Origin of the sequence: Proteus sp. FZP2095 (genome assembly GCF_023701425.1) — a bacterium.
GTDB lineage: Bacteria > Pseudomonadota > Gammaproteobacteria > Enterobacterales > Enterobacteriaceae > Proteus > Proteus cibarius.
Genome location: NZ_JAMQBJ010000007.1, coordinates 13,473 through 30,135, shown reverse-complemented (window position 1 = coordinate 30,135; position 16,663 = coordinate 13,473). Strand labels below are relative to the sequence as shown.

At 39.2% G+C, this 16,663-nt stretch carries 16 protein-coding genes; 14 read left to right on the top strand and 2 right to left on the bottom strand.

Annotation, left to right across the window (positions count from 1 at the left end):
- The first annotated feature begins 418 nt into the window (after positions 1-418).
- Positions 419-1,105 carry a FadR/GntR family transcriptional regulator gene (locus NBG71_RS18135; protein ID WP_075673976.1) on the top strand — a complete coding sequence of 229 codons (687 nt, stop codon included), beginning with the start codon at positions 419-421 and terminating at the stop codon, positions 1,103-1,105.
- An 82-nt stretch (positions 1,106-1,187) separates the two neighbouring features.
- Complete coding sequence (gene mdtD, locus NBG71_RS18130; RefSeq protein ID WP_075673975.1) at positions 1,188-2,582, top strand: multidrug transporter subunit MdtD; 1,395 nt, start codon at positions 1,188-1,190, stop codon at positions 2,580-2,582.
- 65 nt (positions 2,583-2,647) lie between these two features.
- On the opposite strand, the gene rbsK is transcribed toward mdtD, so the two are convergent.
- Positions 2,648-3,577: a ribokinase gene (gene rbsK / locus NBG71_RS18125; protein WP_075673974.1), complete on the bottom strand. Its 930-nt coding sequence runs from the start codon at positions 3,575-3,577 to the stop codon at positions 2,648-2,650.
- A 281-nt stretch (positions 3,578-3,858) separates the two neighbouring features.
- Here rbsK and ravA point away from each other — a divergent pair, with 281 nt between their 5' ends.
- The gene (gene ravA, locus NBG71_RS18120) at positions 3,859-5,358 is read left to right on the top strand and encodes an ATPase RavA (protein ID WP_075673973.1); all 1,500 of its coding nucleotides are present in this window, start codon (positions 3,859-3,861) and stop codon (positions 5,356-5,358) included.
- A gap of 7 nt (positions 5,359-5,365) precedes the next feature.
- Positions 5,366-6,823: an ATPase RavA stimulator ViaA gene (gene viaA / locus NBG71_RS18115; protein ID WP_075673972.1), complete on the top strand. Its 1,458-nt coding sequence runs from the start codon at positions 5,366-5,368 to the stop codon at positions 6,821-6,823.
- Here viaA and asnA read toward each other — a convergent pair whose 3' ends face one another.
- Positions 6,824-7,816 (bottom strand): aspartate--ammonia ligase, encoded by a 993-nt coding sequence (asnA, locus tag NBG71_RS18110; protein ID WP_075673971.1) that lies wholly within the window; start codon positions 7,814-7,816, stop codon positions 6,824-6,826.
- Positions 7,817-7,975: 159 nt separating this feature from the next.
- Here asnA and asnC point away from each other — a divergent pair, with 159 nt between their 5' ends.
- The 10 genes from asnC (at position 7,976) to atpA (ending at position 16,642) form a co-directional block, all read left to right on the top strand.
- Entirely contained in the window at positions 7,976-8,437 is a 462-nt protein-coding gene (gene asnC, locus NBG71_RS18105) for a transcriptional regulator AsnC (protein WP_023583317.1), read from the top strand.
- 99 nt (positions 8,438-8,536) lie between these two features.
- On the top strand, positions 8,537-8,977 hold the full coding sequence (gene mioC / locus NBG71_RS18100) for an FMN-binding protein MioC (RefSeq protein WP_075673970.1): 441 nt from the start codon (positions 8,537-8,539) through the stop codon (positions 8,975-8,977).
- 377 nt (positions 8,978-9,354) lie between these two features.
- The gene (gene mnmG, locus NBG71_RS18095) at positions 9,355-11,253 is read left to right on the top strand and encodes a tRNA uridine-5-carboxymethylaminomethyl(34) synthesis enzyme MnmG (RefSeq protein WP_075673969.1); all 1,899 of its coding nucleotides are present in this window, start codon (positions 9,355-9,357) and stop codon (positions 11,251-11,253) included.
- Positions 11,250-11,876 carry a 16S rRNA (guanine(527)-N(7))-methyltransferase RsmG gene (rsmG, locus tag NBG71_RS18090; protein ID WP_075673968.1) on the top strand — a complete coding sequence of 209 codons (627 nt, stop codon included), beginning with the start codon at positions 11,250-11,252 and terminating at the stop codon, positions 11,874-11,876. The genes mnmG and rsmG overlap by 4 nt, the downstream gene beginning before the upstream one ends.
- 613 nt (positions 11,877-12,489) lie before the next feature.
- Positions 12,490-12,867, top strand: coding sequence for a F0F1 ATP synthase subunit I (atpI, locus tag NBG71_RS18085; RefSeq protein WP_075673967.1), 378 nt, complete (start codon positions 12,490-12,492; stop codon positions 12,865-12,867).
- Between the two features lie 31 nt (positions 12,868-12,898).
- The gene (gene atpB, locus NBG71_RS18080; RefSeq protein WP_023583322.1) at positions 12,899-13,723 is read left to right on the top strand and encodes a F0F1 ATP synthase subunit A; all 825 of its coding nucleotides are present in this window, start codon (positions 12,899-12,901) and stop codon (positions 13,721-13,723) included.
- Between the two features lie 45 nt (positions 13,724-13,768).
- Positions 13,769-14,008, top strand: a complete 240-nt coding sequence (gene atpE, locus NBG71_RS18075; protein WP_004246596.1) for a F0F1 ATP synthase subunit C — start codon at positions 13,769-13,771, stop codon at positions 14,006-14,008.
- A gap of 61 nt (positions 14,009-14,069) precedes the next feature.
- On the top strand, positions 14,070-14,540 hold the full coding sequence (gene atpF, locus NBG71_RS18070) for a F0F1 ATP synthase subunit B (RefSeq protein WP_036914499.1): 471 nt from the start codon (positions 14,070-14,072) through the stop codon (positions 14,538-14,540).
- Positions 14,541-14,552: 12 nt separating this feature from the next.
- Positions 14,553-15,086, top strand: a complete 534-nt coding sequence (atpH, locus tag NBG71_RS18065) for a F0F1 ATP synthase subunit delta (RefSeq protein ID WP_006534344.1) — start codon at positions 14,553-14,555, stop codon at positions 15,084-15,086.
- A 14-nt stretch (positions 15,087-15,100) separates the two neighbouring features.
- Positions 15,101-16,642, top strand: a complete 1,542-nt coding sequence (gene atpA / locus NBG71_RS18060) for a F0F1 ATP synthase subunit alpha (RefSeq protein WP_075673966.1) — start codon at positions 15,101-15,103, stop codon at positions 16,640-16,642.
- Positions 16,643-16,663: the final 21 nt, after the last annotated feature.

The following is a 16,663-nucleotide window of genomic DNA, read 5'->3' as shown; positions in this document are numbered from 1 at the left end:
ACTTGATACATCTAATATTTTAGAAGATATCGTCTCTGCGAGTGCCCACACAGATTGTCTGATAATTTGTTAAAGAGCAGTGCAACATTCGCTGCCGTTCCCGGTCTTCTGCGTTGTTGCGAGGAGGCGTATATTACGTTATTCCTCTGAAGAATCAAGAGTTTTTTCAAACTTTTTTCTTTTCTCTTCGCTGTCCTTCGTGGCTGTTGTCAGCTCATCGTCGGTCAGTGGATGCGCATTATAGGGAGTTCTCGGATTAGCGCAAGTATTTATTTCAACTTTTTTTCTGTTCGCTTTTTTTTTCAACAAAATAAAGAAAAACGCTCTAATTTTATGCTGATAGCGTGAAATCCGAACAGCTTTCTCTAGCTGACTCACGTAAGATAGAAGACAAATTATGGTATAGGTAACCTTTATTATGCAATTTAGCGAACAACGTTCAGCTTCTCAAAAGAATCTTTCTTATATAGTTGCTGAGAAATTAGGTAAACAAATTCTTTCTGGTCACTATGAACCTGAATCTTTGTTACCAGGAGAAATAGAATTAGCAGAATTACTCTCCGTCAGCAGGACTGTTATTAGAGAAGCAATAAAAATGCTTGCTGCTAAAGGAATGCTTTTACCTCGTCCAAGAATAGGTACTCGTGTCACTCCAATGCAAAATTGGAATCTATTAGATAATGATCTTCTTAATTGGTGGATAGACAGTGGTGAATTTAATAAAGTCAGCCACTATTTCCATCACGTTCGTTTAGCAATAGAACCCCAAGCCTGTTATTTAGCCGCATTTAATGCAACTGAAAGCCAAAAACAGTCTCTTGCTTTATTTGGTAGAGAAATGAAGTTACTTGATGAGAATTTTGACAGGCAACATTGGCTAGATATAGATACTCAATTTCACTATCTCATTTATCAAGCAAGTGGCAATCCGTTCTTTGCCTCTTTTGGATCATTATTTCTTTCTGCTTATAAAAAGTATTTTGATCTTATTGTGGGTAATGAAACCGTTCAACCGGAAACCCATAACCAAATTGTTCAGGCAATTATTGATAAAGATGGAAATAAAGCGCGTGATCTCTGTTTAATCTTATTAACGAGTGATTGAATAGTTTTAATACAAATTTTATAGGTTTTCTGTTTATAATGAAGCGATAATCAAAATATAGAACAAAGACGGTATATGCTTCATGTTGAAATCCGCCAAAAATATGTCTGGGTTGCCTTGGATTGCTGCAATGGCTTTTTTTATGCAGGCTCTCGATGCAACCATTCTTAATACGGCATTACCAGACATAGCAAAAAGCCTTAATCATTCTCCTCTCGCGATGCAATCGGCTGTTATCAGCTATACCTTAACTGTTGCATTATTGATCCCTGTCAGTGGATGGTTAGCCGATAGATTTGGAACTCGTAAAATTTTTATTATTGCGGTTTCTTTATTTTCTGGTGGCTCTTTATTATGTGCACTTTCTCCTAACCTCACTTTTCTTGTTATTTCACGAATTATACAAGGTATAGGTGGCGCAATGATGATGCCAGTTGCACGCCTTGCTTTATTAAGAGCTTATCCACGCAGTGAATTACTGCCCATTCTCAACTTTGTCACAATGCCAGGATTAGTAGGCCCCATAGCAGGACCTCTCTTAGGCGGAATATTGGTTACTTATGCCTCATGGCATTGGATATTTATTATAAATATTCCTATTGGCCTATTAGGTATTTTCTATGCCATCAAGCATATGCCTAATTTCACCATGCCAAAACGAAAGTTTGATTTACTTGGATTTATTTTCTTTGGTTTTGGCTTAGTCATGCTTTCTGTCAGTCTTGATCTTTTTGGTGATAAAAATATCTCTCGCTATATTCCTATTGCCATTATTTTAGGTGGATTTTCTTTACTAGGGTTATACGTCAATCATGCAAGGCGCCATCAGCAACCACTAATCCCTCTAAATATATTTAAAACACGCACATTCTCTGTCGGTATTGCAGGAAATATTGCAACAAGATTAGGAACTGGGTGTATTCCTTTCTTAATGCCACTTATGTTGCAAGTAGGTTTTGGTTACCCAGCAATAATATCCGGTATGATGATGGCACCAATGGCTTTAGGTTCTATTTTAGCAAAATCATTTGTCACAAAGATCTTAGTAAAATTTAGCTATCGCCGAACACTCTTTGCTATCACAATTATTATTGGTTTGATGATAGCTCAATTCTCACTTCAATCACCGGATATGTCTATTTACTATCTTGTCATTCCACTCTTTTTATTAGGGGTGGTCATGTCTATACAATTTACATCAATGAATACAATTTCATTGGCTGATTTAACAGACAACAATGCAAGTTCAGGAAATAGTGTTTTGGCTGTCACCCAACAATTGGCAATTAGCTTTGGTATTGCAGTGAGTGCATCTATTTTAGGATATTTTGATACAGAGAATGTGGGTACTACGGTTGATAACTTCCATTATACTTTTATTACTGTTGGTATCATTACATTGCTGTCTTCATTTGTATTCTTACTCCTTGATAAACATGATGGCGATAATTTAACTAATAAAAAGAGAAAAGCCTGATAGCTTTATTAAAACTAAAAAAGAGAGCATAGGCTCTCTTTTTCTTTATATACAGAAGAAACACCTTATAAGGATGAAGCTAAAAAAGTATCCACTTCATGACGCCAAGGTACTGATGGCTGAGCCCCAGCTCGAGTAACAGCAATGGCAGCCGCGGCATGAGCAAACTTAATCGCTAACATCATAGATTGCCCTTCTAATAAAGCAGTAATTAACGCGCCATTAAATGTATCACCTGCTGCGATGGTATCTACTGCTTTCACTTTAAATGCAGGAACGATACAACCTTTATTATTTTTCTCACTCACCCAAACTCCACGGCTTCCTAATGTAATAAGAACAGTTTTAATCCCTTTATGATGTAAAACATCCGCTGCTTGTTGAGCGCTTTCATCATCGATGACTTTAATTCCAGTCAGATATTCAGTCTCTGTTTCGTTTGGAGTAATAATATCGACAAGTGATAGCAGCTCATCAGGTAATGCCTGAGCGGGTGCGGGATTTAAAATTACTTGCACATTTTCTTGTTTAGCTATTTCCGCGGCTTTCAAAACAGAATCAAGTGGTGATTCTAATTGCATTAATAGAGCATCAGCTTCTTTTATTATATTCCCATGGCGCTGAACATAACTTGTATCTAGTCGTCCATTAGCACCAGCATGAATACCGATGACATTTTCACCCTGTTGATTAACAAAAATCAGCGCGACACCTGTTGCTACATCATCAATTAACTCAATGCTCTTGGTATCAATGTTATCCGTCATTAATTGAGCTTTGGCTTTTTTACCAATATCATCGTTTCCTAAACAAGCAAGAAATGAAATATTCGCACCACAACGCCCAGCTGCAACCGCCTGATTAGCACCTTTACCGCCAAATACCATTTGAAATTGGTTACCTGAAATGGTTTCACCAGGAAGCGGAAAATGGGCAACATTAAGAATATGATCAGCATTAACACTACCTAAAATCACAAGTTTCTTCGCTTCCATGATTTTTCCTTACTCTCAGTAATAAATTCTAGATGTATCGCATAAATGACATTCAATATTTTAAACCGATCATCTCAGCAACATTAATGAAAAAACGTGATCACCATCGAAACGTTTCGCTAGTAAAACAAAAAAGAACCAAAAATAAGCAGTAGGAAGCTGAATCGATTTTTGTTATAAACAATTTGTGTGCTAATAGAATGTTTGACTATATGTCAGCAATCCTTTTCTGATATTTTCAGGGCGATGACGAAAATAAGTACCCATTATTAGGAGTGTTTATGCAACTTGCAGAGCGGATTTCACAACTTAGCCAATATCTTGAAACTGGGCTTTATGAGCGACAGTCAGCTATCCGTCTTTGTCTACTTGCAGCACTTAGTGGTGAGAGTGTTTTCTTACTTGGCCCTCCAGGTATTGCTAAAAGTTTAATAGCCAGAAGAATGAAAGAAGCCTTTAAAGAGGCTAAAGCTTTTGAATACCTAATGACGCGTTTTTCAACCCCTGAAGAAATTTTTGGCCCTTTATCTATTCAAGCTTTAAAAGATGAAGGTAAATATCAGCGTTTGGTTGAAGGATATCTACCTGATGCTGAGGTTGTCTTTCTTGATGAAATATGGAAAGCCGGGCCCGCTATTCTTAATACGTTATTAACGGCGATTAATGAGCGTAAATTTAGAAATGGAGAAGCTGAAGTTGCTATTCCAATGCGTTTATTAGTCTCTGCCTCTAATGAGCTACCTGATTCAGACAGTAGTCTTGAAGCACTATATGACCGAATGCTTATCCGTATTTGGCTAACCAAAGTTCAGGATAAGAAAAACTTTCGTGCACTACTCATTAATAAAGAAGTAGGCTCTTTTCATATTCCAGAACATATCCAAATTACCGCAGAAGAGTTCTCTCGTTGGCAATCAGAATTAGAAAAGATCACTTTAGATGACCACTTATTTGATTTAATTTATCAACTTCGTGAGTCTTTAGATAAAAGTGATGCGGCACCTTATGTTTCAGATAGACGTTGGAAAAAAGCGGTACGCCTTTTACAAGCCAGTGCTTTTTTTAATGGCCGTAGTGCTATTTCACCGTTAGATCTTATTTTATTAAAAGATTGCCTGTGGCATGACCAAGCATCATTTGCATTATTAGACAAGTTATTACAAAACCTTTTAACAGAACAAGCCTACCACCAGCTAGAATTGATTAGAAAAACAGAAAGTTTATGGGCTGAGTGGATGCAATCAACAAGAAGTAAACAAGATCAACAGGCCTTTCGTTTTGAAAAACAAAGTGGAATGTTTGGACGAAATGCACATTTTAGCCTATCAGAAAAAATGCAGGCTGATAAATTCACGTTGTTTTTACATATCCCTCTGCATATCCATAGTATTCAAGTTAACTTTATTACTATCGAGCAGAAAGCATTAGAAAACTTTTTAGCTAAAGGGGATGAATTATTAGCACGTTTAAATGGTATTGGTTTCCCACAATCAATTAATGCGCAAATACGTCAAGATGGTGTATTAGAAATTTTAGATGTGAGTCGTCGCACAACATCTCTTTATCAACAAAAAGAGACTGCGCCTGCTGCTCCTATTGAAAATAACAAAGAGTGGCTAGATAAATTAAAAGATCTGACCCAAGAAATTTATGGTGAGCAGGAAAAATTTAATCATCATCAGCCAAATTTATTTATTGATAATGATTGTCTTATTTCCATCGAGCAAAGTTTTGTTCAGCTTAATGAAAAACTATCGCAATTAAAAAGCCAAATAAAGTAATGATATTATGCTGACACTTTCAACATTAGATATGCTTTTAGCCATAAATGAAGGGCAGCTTATTGAGGAAGTTATTATTGCTATACTTGCATCGCCTCAATTAGCGGTATTTTTTGAAAAACACCCAAGGCTCAAAAAAGCCTTACTTAAAGATATCCACCAATGGAAAAAAAGCTTACAGCAAAGAGTAAAAGAAACCTTAGTACCTACCATGATTGCTGATGAGTTTGCCCTTTATCAACAAACTCAGTCATTAGGTAACGCCATATTTAATCAGCAAGTAGAGCAAATACTGGCTGAATTAAACAAACTAGACTCCTCTTTTATTGAAGAAGCATCACAACTAATTAAAACCAATAAGCCTTTTTCACCAGCCCAACAAGCTTTGTTTATTCAACACTGGCGGATAAATTTAATTTTCCAAGTCACAGCATTACATAAAGCGCTATTTGACCAAGAACAAGAGCAACTCCTTGCTGAACTACAAGAACGTTTAGCGTTAAGTGGAAGCTTAAGTAATACATTCTCAGAAAATGAGCGTGCAGCAGGGCGTTTATGGGATATGAGCAAAGGCGTTTTAACAAAAACACCTTTCGATGAGAAAATTATTCAACGTTATAGCGACTTTCTCGATCAACAACCTGAATTACATAAACTCGCAAGTTTGCTTGGACGTAGCAAAACAGCCAAATCACTTCCTGAAGAAAGTGTGATTTTTGAACCTGTGACTATTGTTGAGAAAGCACCCGATACAACACCTGAGCAAGTCAATGGAATAGGGCTCAGTGATGATATCTTGCGCTTACTTCCTGCTGAACTCGCCTTGTTAGGTATTAATGAAATCGAATATGAGTTTTATCGAAAGCTGGTAGAAAAGCAGCTCAATACTTATCGGTTACAAGGGGATAATTGGCAAGAGCGTACTGTATTGCGTCCAGTAACTCATCATCATGATGAAGAAAGACCGAGAGGACCTTTTATTGTATGTATTGATACATCAGGTTCAATGGGAGGATTTAACGAACAGTGCGCTAAAGCTTTTGGATTAGCATTGATGAAAATAGCACTAGCTGATAATCGTTCATGCCATGTGATGTTATTTTCCACTGAAACTGTACATTACCAGTTGTCATCGTCTAATGGCCTGCAAGAGCTTATCAAATTTTTGAATCAGTCATTTAGAGGGGGGACGGATTTAAGTGCTTGTTTAGATAATGTCGCAGAAAAACTCAATAGCCCAGCATGGAAAGATGCTGATGCTGTTGTTATTTCTGACTTTGTCGCCCAAAGGTTACCCGAAAACCTAATCAACAAAATCAAAAAAAGCCAACAGCAACAGCACAATCGCTTCCATGCGGTTACCTTATCCAATTACGGTAAACCCAGCATCATGAAAATCTTTGACCATATATGGCGTTTTGATACTGGATTAAAAAGTCGTTTACTTCGACGCTGGCGCCAATAATTACAACATATCGGCGAAAGCTAAACGGGTGTCTTTTTCCCACACGCCGCATTGTACTTGCCCAATGTGCTCTTTTTGTAGCAGTAACATCACTAAACGTGATTGACCAATACCACCACCGATAGTTTGAGGCATATCACCATGCATTAATGCTTTGTGCCAATCCAGCTCAAGGCGCTTAGTATCATCTGTTAATGTTAACTGACGCATTAATGTTTCAGGATCAACACGGATACCCATTGATGACAATTCAAACGCATCTTGTAGAACAGGGTTCCAGACAATAATGTCACCGTTTAAACCTTCAAATCCATCTTCGTTTGGTGTCGTCCAGTCATCATAATCAGGTGCTCTCACATCATGAGCTTCACCACTAGAAAGCTTACCGCCAATGCCAATTAAGAAAACGGCGCCATATTCTTTGGCAATCGCTTTTTCACGACCTTTAGCATCAAGATCAGGATAACGACGCAGTAACTCTTCAGTGTGGATAAATTGAATTTGATCTGGCAGGAACGGTACCAGACCAAATTCTTCGCTGACGGCTTTTTCAGTTTCTTTTATTGCCTGATAAATTTTACCCACTGTCTGCTTAAGATAAGGAACTGTACGTTCTTTATCTTCCATCACTTTTTCCCAATCCCACTGATCAACATAAACTGAGTGGATCTGAGTTAAGCGATCTTCGTCTGGTCGCAAAGCTTTCATATGAGTATAAAGACCTTGCCCAGAACTAAATCCAAAACGACCTAATGTTTTACGTTTCCATTTAGCTAATGAATGGACAACCTCAAAAGTCGAATCTGGTAAAGATTTGACTTTAACTTGTACTGCCTTCTCATGGCCAGATAAGTTATCTTGAGTTCCATCACCAAGGCGACTTAAGATCGGTCCTTGAACTTCAATCAGTCCTAATTCTTTTTCCAGCAGTCGTGAAAAATATGATTTAACAAAGCTAATTTGCTGTTGAGTCTGGATGAATGATTTTTCCATTTTTGTATCCCTAGTGGTGATGTCGTGTTTTGCTGATATAGATTAAGCAACAAAACGGGTACTAAATTCAATATACTTCATTAAAAATAGCCTTACTTGTTTTAAATCGTTAAAAATAGCGCTATAAAAATGTATTATCGTTAAAAACAGAGGGAAATTATGGACAATATTTATCAGATCGATAATCTCGATCGTGACATACTTCACGCATTAATGGCGAATGCGAGAACACCTTACGCTGAATTAGCCAAAAAATTCGAAGTTAGCCCAGGCACAATTCATGTTCGAGTTGAGAAAATGAAGCAGGCGGGAATTATTACAGGAACTCGAGTTGATATTAGTGAAAAGCAACTCGGTTTTGATGTCTGCTGCTTTATTGGCATTATCCTCAAGAGTGCAAAAGACTATCACACAGCATTAGATAAACTAGACAAGTTAGATGAAGTTGTAGAAGTGTACTACACAACAGGGCAATACAGTATTTTTACTAAGGTTATGTGTAAAAGTATAGAAGCCTTACAAGACGTACTTATCAACAAAATTCAGACAATTGATGAAATTCAATCAACAGAAACCCTGATCTCACTGCAAAACCCGATAATAAGGACGATCAAGCCATAAGGGTAAATTCTTATTTTTTTTATAACCACATTATCCACAGGTAGATCCCAAGTGATTCACAGCGTACAATAGCGCGTCTTGAACATAAGGAGATCATTAATGAAAAAAGTCACTCTTATTAGTGGCAGTACCATGGGTAGTGCTGAATATGTCGCAGAGCACCTTGCAGAGATCTTATCTGATGAAGGATTTGAGACAGATCTGCACCATGGACCTTCTCTTAATGATCTTCCTAATGAAGGGATCTGGCTGGTGGTCACATCAACACATGGTGCGGGTGATATTCCTGACAACCTATTGCCTTTTGCTAATGAAATATCTGCTGATTCCGTTGATCTTAGTAATATCACCTTTGGTGCGATCGGCATAGGAAGTAGTGAATATGACACTTTCTGCGGTGCGATCAGAACATTGGATCAAAAATTGGTGGAAAAAGGGGCAACTCGCCTTGGTGATCGCCTCGAAATTGATATTCAAAAGTACGACATTCCGGAAGATCCAGCAGAAGAATGGATAGCTTCTTGGAAAAATTTACTTTAAATCGCACAAAAAAACAGCAAACGAATGTGGATAACTCTGCTTAAAAGCAGGGGTTAACCCGTAGTTATCCATTGTATAAGGCAATATCAAGAAATGACCTGTGTATAAGTCGTCATTTTGATCCCAGCTTATCAGCAGATAGATCACGGATCATTCACAGTATATGATCCTTTACACTTTTATGATCTTTAAATAGAAAATCCACTTATCCACAGAGGATCGCTTCCCTAATAAAAGATCTAATAAAGAGATCTTTAAATAAAAAGATCTTTAAATAATTACCTGCGGATCTGCTCGCTTGTATCTGTCAAAAAGTTGAGTAGAATTCGTTTTCCCAATGCAACACATTCAGCATTCGTAACATTTAAGGTTCACACATGTTTTATCCAGAACACTTTGACGTCATTGTCATCGGTGGTGGTCACGCCGGTACAGAAGCCGCTATGGCTGCTGCTCGTATGGGGCGTCAAACCCTATTACTGACCCACAATATTGATACTTTGGGCCAAATGTCTTGTAACCCAGCTATTGGTGGGATTGGTAAAGGGCATCTGGTAAAAGAGATCGATGCCATGGGTGGATTAATGGCAACCGCTATTGACCATGCAGGGATCCAATTCAGAACCCTTAACGCAAGTAAGGGCCCAGCTGTAAGAGCAACAAGAGCACAAGCTGACCGTGTTCTTTATCGCCAAGCTGTTCGTACTACTCTTGAAAATCAACCTAATTTAATGATCTTCCAACAACCTGTTGAAGATCTCATTGTTGAAAACGACCAAGTGACAGGTGCTGTCACTCGCATGGGCTTAAAATTCCGTGCTAAATCTGTTGTTCTAACCGTTGGTACTTTCCTAGATGGTAAAATCCATATTGGTTTAGAAAATTACAGTGGTGGTCGTGCTGGTGATCCACCTTCAGTTTCATTATCACACAGACTACGCGAATTACCTCTACGTGTAGGTCGTTTAAAAACAGGTACACCACCCCGTATTGATGCTAGAACTATCGATTTTAGCCAACTAGCTGTTCAGTTGGGTGATACTCCAATGCCTGTTTTCTCGTTTTTAGGAAATGTGGATCAGCATCCTGAACAAATGCCTTGCCATATCACATACACAAACGAAAAAACGCACGATATTATTCGTAATAACCTTGATCGTAGCCCAATGTACGCCGGTGTCATCGAAGGAATAGGGCCTCGTTATTGCCCATCTATTGAAGATAAAGTGATGAGATTTGCTGATCGTAATTCACATCAGATCTTTTTAGAGCCTGAAGGTTTAACGAGTAACGAGATTTACCCAAATGGAATTTCAACGAGCTTACCTTTTGATGTTCAAATGCAGATCGTAAATTCCATGAAAGGTATGGAAAATGCGAAGATCATTAGACCTGGTTATGCTATTGAATATGACTTCTTCGATCCTAGAGATCTAAAACAAACCCTAGAAAGCAAATTTATCAACGGGTTATTCTTTGCTGGCCAAATTAACGGTACAACCGGTTATGAAGAAGCCGCTGCTCAAGGCATGCTTGCAGGACTTAACGCGGCACGTTATGCCTTCGATCAAGAAGGTTGGTTCCCACGTCGTGATCAAGCATACATTGGTGTATTAGTTGACGATCTTTGTACTCTTGGTACAAAAGAGCCATACCGCATGTTTACTTCTCGTGCTGAATATCGCTTGATGTTACGTGAAGATAATGCTGATTTACGTCTAACTGAAATTGGTCGTGAATTAGGTATGGTTGATGACAACCGTTGGGCACAATTTAGTGAAAAAGTTGAGCTTGTTGAAAAAGAACGTCAACGTTTAAGAAATATTTGGGTTCATCCACAAGCTGATAATCTTTCTGAAATCAATGGATTACTAAATACACCATTATCTAAAGAAGCTAATGGCGAAGATTTATTACGTCGCCCTGAAATGACTTACGACATACTGAAGAATATTACTCGTTTTGCACCGGGTATTGATGATTCAAAACCGCAAGCAGCTGAACAAGTTGAGATCCAAGTTAAATACGAAGGCTACATTAGTCGCCAGAAAGAAGAGATCGAAAAACAACTGCGCAACGAAAATGCTGCGTTACCGATTGATCTGGACTATAAACAAGTTAGCGGATTATCTAACGAAGTTATTGCAAAACTTAACGATCACAAACCAACATCGATTGGACAAGCATCGCGGATCTCAGGAGTCACACCTGCTGCTATTTCCATTTTATTAGTTTGGTTGAAAAAGCAGGGCCTATTACGTAGGAGTGCATCATGAGTGACTTACTTAATCGGCTAAAAAAGCTGGCTAAGCAAGCCAATATTGAACTTACCGATATTCAAGCTGAAAAACTTACGGGTTATGTTGTGATGCTTGATAAATGGAATAAAGCCTACAATCTCACATCTGTAAGAGATCCACAGCAAATGCTTATCCGTCATATCTTGGATAGCATTGTTGTGAGCCAATATCTTGACGGTGAAAGATTTATTGATGTGGGAACAGGGCCTGGATTGCCAGGTATTCCATTGGCGATAATGCGTCCCGATCACCACTTTGTATTATTGGATAGCTTAGGTAAACGCGTTCGCTTTATGAAGCAAGTTCAGCACGAACTAGGACTTAATAATATTGAGCCAGTTCAATACCGTGTTGAAGAATACCAAACAGAGAAGCCTTTTGATGGCGTTATCAGTCGAGCATTTGCCTCTATGAACGATATGCTCTCTTGGTGCTCTCATTTAGTGACTGAAAAACACGGTCGTTTTTATGCATTGAAAGGACAAATTCATCAAGAAGAGTTAGATGAACTTGCTGATAATGGATTAAAAATGCCTGAAAAAGTGATTAGCTTATCGATACCTGAATTGAATGAACAAAGACATTTGGTGATTATTTAATCAAAAATATTGAGTCTCACTGATCCTTTTTTCATTTTTTGTGCTCTGGCGATAATATTTACAATGTTATCGCCATTTGTTTTATGGGGATTTATGAGGAGTATTAAATTTCACTTTAATAAAACAATAAATTAACAATTTATTATCTTTTACTTTAATCCTCTTTGTAACCTTAGTTTTTCTCTTTTTATTTCCAAAATAAATTAATAATTCTATGCATTATAAAAATATTGAATTTATTTAATTGAAAATTGGCTAATTATTTTTCAATTGCCACTAATTTGTTCATAAAAGGGAGTTTATTTGTTAACTCTGTTATATATTTTATGAAATAAGCTTTATTTATACTTTTATATTTGTGATTTGTATCACGCTATTTATTTTATTCAGCACTATTATTTTTACTCTTTTTGTTCTTAATCATTTTTCATAAATGGAACCTTGGTAAGAAATTTAAATTAATCTTCACTTTTTCGCTACTTATTGATTGAATTCATTGCCACGCCCCGTATAATTTGCTCGTTTTTGTCACTTGACACTTTATAGCAAAGACAGTTTGATACATCATTCAGTAATACCTTTTACGATAGCTAGTCTGGAGAATACAAACGTCATGTCTGTCTCCCTCTACAACGGGAAAGTTGCACTGAAACTGTTATTTTTGCAGTTTATGACTTTTGTTATTCTCAGTGCGGGTTTCTACTTAAAGAGTACAGACTGGAGTTTTTCGGCTTTTTTAGGCGGGTTGGCATGTTGGTTACCCAATATTGTTTTTCTTTTGTTAATGCGCTTACAAAAAGTCAACGAAGAAGAAGCTCCAGTTCGCATAAACTGGCTTTTTGCTTTCAGTGAAGGGTTGAAGGTTATATTATCAATAGCCTTGCTGATTGTTGCTTTAGGAGTGTTTAAAGCGGCATTTGCACCACTGGTCATGACCTACTTAGCGGTGCTTGTTATGCAGGTCGTTGCACCAGCCGTCATTAACGGTTAGCGTTTTTAACAACAAAAGGGTAATTGGCATCATGTCTGCATCAGGAGAAGCATTAACCACTAGAGACTACATAGGTCACCACCTGAATAACCTTCAGTTGGACCTGCGTACTTTCGAGTTGGTCAATCCCCATGCTGAAAATGCGCCATCATTCTGGGTGTTAAATATTGACTCACTTTTCTTTTCAGTACTGATGGGAGCACTATTCCTATGGCTGTTTAGAAAAGTAGCAGTAAGAGCAACCAGTGGCGTACCGGGAAAATTCCAGACTGCAGTAGAAATGATCATCGGTTTCGTTGATAGCAGCGTCCGTGATATGTATCACGGAAAGAGCAAGGTCATTGCACCTTTGGCATTGACTGTGTTCGTTTGGGTGCTGTTAATGAATGCCCTGGATTTATTACCAATCGACTTCATCCCTTATATCGGTGAACACATCTTAGGGTTACCAGCGTTACGCATCGTTCCGACAGCGGACGTGAGTATTACTCTATCGATGGCAATTGGTGTATTTATCCTGATCCTTTTCTATAGCATTAAGATGAAAGGCATAAAAGGGTTTACAAAAGAGCTGACTTTACAGCCTTTTAATCACCCAATTTTTATTCCTATCAACTTAATCTTGGAAGGGGTAAGCCTGCTATCAAAACCTGTTTCCCTCGGTCTTCGACTGTTTGGTAACATGTATGCAGGTGAACTGATCTTTATTCTTATTGCTGGTCTGTTACCGTGGTGGTCACAGTGGTTATTAAGCCTTCCTTGGGCAATATTCCACATACTGATTATTACGTTACAAGCATTTATTTTCATGGTTCTAACGATTGTCTATCTGTCGATGGCATCTGAAGAACATTAATTATTAACTCTTTGAAGAAATAACTGAAACAAACTGGAGACTGTCATGGAAAACCTGAGTATGGATCTGCTGTACATGGCTGCCGCTATTATGATGGGTTTAGCTGCAATCGGTGCTGCAATCGGTATCGGAATCCTCGGAGGCAAATTTTTAGAAGGTGCTGCTCGTCAGCCTGATCTGATCCCTCTTCTGCGTACACAGTTCTTTATCGTTATGGGTCTGGTTGACGCCATCCCAATGATTGCTGTGGGTCTGGGCCTTTACGTGATGTTTGCTGTTGCCTAATGATGGCAATGAGCAGTAAAAGCATCAAGTTAGTTAATAACCAAGAAAGAGGTATTGTGCTGTGAATTTAAATGCAACAATCCTCGGCCAGGCCGTCGCATTTGTCCTGTTTGTTTTGTTCTGTATGAAATTCGTATGGCCACCAATTATGGCGGCCATTGAAAAACGTCAAAAAGAAATTGCTGACGGTTTATCATCTGCAGAACGTGCTAAAAAGGACTTAGATTTAGCGAAAGCCGATGCAGGCGATCAGCTAGCGAAAGCAAAAGCAGAAGCTCAAGCAATCATTGAATCCGCGAATAAACAACGCACTCAAATGATTGAAGACGCTAAAGCAGAAGCAGAGCAAGAACGTAGTAAGATCGTTGCACAAGCTCAATCCGAATTGGATGCAGAGCGTAAACGTGCTCGTGAAGAACTTCGTAAACAAGTCGCAATGCTGGCTATCGCAGGTGCCGAGAAAATTATTGAACGTTCCGTGGATGAAGCTGCTAATAGCGACATCGTTGATAAACTGGTCGCTGAACTGTAAGGAGGGAGGGGCATGTCTGAAATAGCAACGGTAGCTCGCCCCTACGCCAAAGCAGCTTTTGACTTTGCTGTGGAAAACCAGGCTGTCGATAAATGGCAGGTTATGCTGGCGTTCACCGCTGAAGTAGCACGCAATGAGCAGGTAACCGAATTACTTTCTGGTTCTTTAGCATCAGAAAAACTGGCTGACATCTTTGTCGACCTTTGTGGCGAACAATTAGATGGTCATGCTCAGAATTTAATTCGTGTTATGGCTGATAATGGCCGTTTATCAACGTTGCCTGAAGTATTGAGCCAATTTATTCAATTGCGCGCAGTACTAGAGTCAACGGTTGACGTTGAAGTAACTTCTGCCATTGAGCTAACTAAACAGCAGCTAGCTAACATTTCTGCAGCGATGGAAAAACGTCTATCACGCAAAGTGAAGCTGAATTGCAAAATTGATAAGTCTGTTATCGCAGGCATGATTATACGCGCCGGTGACCTCGTCATCGATGGCAGTATTCGTGGCCGTTTAGAGCGATTAACAGACGTCTTGCAGTCTTAAGGGGACTGGAGCATATGCAACTGAATTCCACTGAAATCAGCGAACTGATCAAGCAGCGCATTGCTCAGTTCAATGTAGTGAGTGAAGCTCACAATGAAGGTACGATTGTATCCGTTAGTGACGGTATCATTCGTATCCACGGTTTAGCCGAAGTTATGCAGGGTGAGATGATCGCACTGCCGGGTAACCGTTTCGCTATCGCACTAAACTTAGAGCGCGACTCTGTTGGTGCGGTTGTGATGGGTCCTTATGCTGACTTAGCAGAAGGCATGAAAGTTAAATGTACAGGTCGTATTCTGGAAGTACCTGTAGGGCGTGGTCTGCTTGGCCGTGTGGTAAATACACTGGGTGAGCCGATTGATGGTAAAGGTGCAGTAGAGCATGATGGATTCTCACCTGTTGAGATGATTGCTCCTGGTGTTATCGACCGTCAATCAGTTGATCAGCCTGTACAAACAGGTTACAAATCCGTCGATGCCATGATCCCAATCGGTCGTGGTCAGCGTGAATTGATCATCGGTGACCGTCAAACAGGTAAAACTGCTCTGGCTGTCGATGCGATCATCAACCAACGCGATTCTGGCATTAAATGTATCTATGTCGCTATCGGTCAGAAAGCCTCTACTATTTCGAACGTTGTTCGTAAATTAGAAGAACATGGCGCGTTAGAAAACACCATTGTTGTTGTTGCTTCTGCATCAGAATCAGCAGCGCTGCAATACCTAGCTCCTTATTCAGGTTGCGCAATGGGTGAATACTTCCGTGACCGTGGTGAAGATGCCCTGATTATTTATGATGACCTGTCTAAACAGGCTGTCGCATACCGTCAAATTTCACTGCTACTTCGTCGTCCACCTGGACGTGAAGCATATCCTGGTGACGTTTTCTATCTGCACTCCCGTTTACTGGAGCGTGCTGCTCGCGTTAATGCTGAGTATGTAGAAGCTTTCACTAATGGTGAAGTTAAAGGTAAAACCGGCTCTCTGACTGCGTTACCAATTATCGAAACGCAAGCAGGGGACGTTTCTGCATTCGTTCCTACGAACGTAATCTCTATTACCGATGGTCAGATCTTCTTAGAATCTAACCTGTTTAACGCAGGTATCCGTCCAGCTGTTAACCCAGGGATCTCCGTATCTCGTGTTGGTGGTGCAGCTCAGACTAAGATCATGAAGAAACTTTCTGGTGGTATCCGTACTGCACTTGCGCAGTATCGTGAGCTGGCAGCATTCTCACAGTTCGCTTCAGATCTGGACGATGCTACCCGTAAACAATTGAACCACGGTCAGAAAGTGACTGAATTGCTGAAACAGAAACAGTACGAACCAATGTCTGTCGCACAACAGTCTTTATCACTGTATGCCGCAGAACGTGGTTATCTGGAAGATGTTGAAATTTCAAAAGTTGTGCCATTTGAAGCGGCTTTATTAGCTTATGCCTCTCGTGAACATGCTGATTTATTGAAAGAAATCAACCAGACTGGTACTTATAACGAAGAAATCGAAGCTAAGCTGAAAGGCGTGCTAGAAAACTTCAAAGCGACTCAGTCCTGGTAATAACTATTCGGCCTAATAGTT

Excerpts from the sequence above, each read along its gene's own strand:
- mdtD (WP_075673975.1), top strand. The coding sequence starts at position 1,188 with ATGTTGAAATCCGCCAAAAATATGTCTGGGTTGCCTTGGATTGCTGCA.
- asnA (WP_075673971.1), bottom strand. The coding sequence starts at position 7,816 with ATGGAAAAATCATTCATCCAGACTCAACAGCAAATTAGCTTTGTTAAA.
- asnC (WP_023583317.1), top strand. The coding sequence starts at position 7,976 with ATGGACAATATTTATCAGATCGATAATCTCGATCGTGACATACTTCAC.
- ravA (WP_075673973.1), top strand. The coding sequence starts at position 3,859 with ATGCAACTTGCAGAGCGGATTTCACAACTTAGCCAATATCTTGAAACT.
- rbsK (WP_075673974.1), bottom strand. The coding sequence starts at position 3,577 with ATGGAAGCGAAGAAACTTGTGATTTTAGGTAGTGTTAATGCTGATCAT.
- mioC (WP_075673970.1), top strand. The coding sequence starts at position 8,537 with ATGAAAAAAGTCACTCTTATTAGTGGCAGTACCATGGGTAGTGCTGAA.
- atpB (WP_023583322.1), top strand. The coding sequence starts at position 12,899 with ATGTCTGCATCAGGAGAAGCATTAACCACTAGAGACTACATAGGTCAC.
- viaA (WP_075673972.1), top strand. The coding sequence starts at position 5,366 with ATGCTGACACTTTCAACATTAGATATGCTTTTAGCCATAAATGAAGGG.
- atpA (WP_075673966.1), top strand. The coding sequence starts at position 15,101 with ATGCAACTGAATTCCACTGAAATCAGCGAACTGATCAAGCAGCGCATT.
- atpE (WP_004246596.1), top strand. The coding sequence starts at position 13,769 with ATGGAAAACCTGAGTATGGATCTGCTGTACATGGCTGCCGCTATTATG.
- NBG71_RS18135 (WP_075673976.1), top strand. The coding sequence starts at position 419 with ATGCAATTTAGCGAACAACGTTCAGCTTCTCAAAAGAATCTTTCTTAT.
- atpH (WP_006534344.1), top strand. The coding sequence starts at position 14,553 with ATGTCTGAAATAGCAACGGTAGCTCGCCCCTACGCCAAAGCAGCTTTT.
- rsmG (WP_075673968.1), top strand. The coding sequence starts at position 11,250 with ATGAGTGACTTACTTAATCGGCTAAAAAAGCTGGCTAAGCAAGCCAAT.
- atpI (WP_075673967.1), top strand. The coding sequence starts at position 12,490 with ATGTCTGTCTCCCTCTACAACGGGAAAGTTGCACTGAAACTGTTATTT.
- mnmG (WP_075673969.1), top strand. The coding sequence starts at position 9,355 with ATGTTTTATCCAGAACACTTTGACGTCATTGTCATCGGTGGTGGTCAC.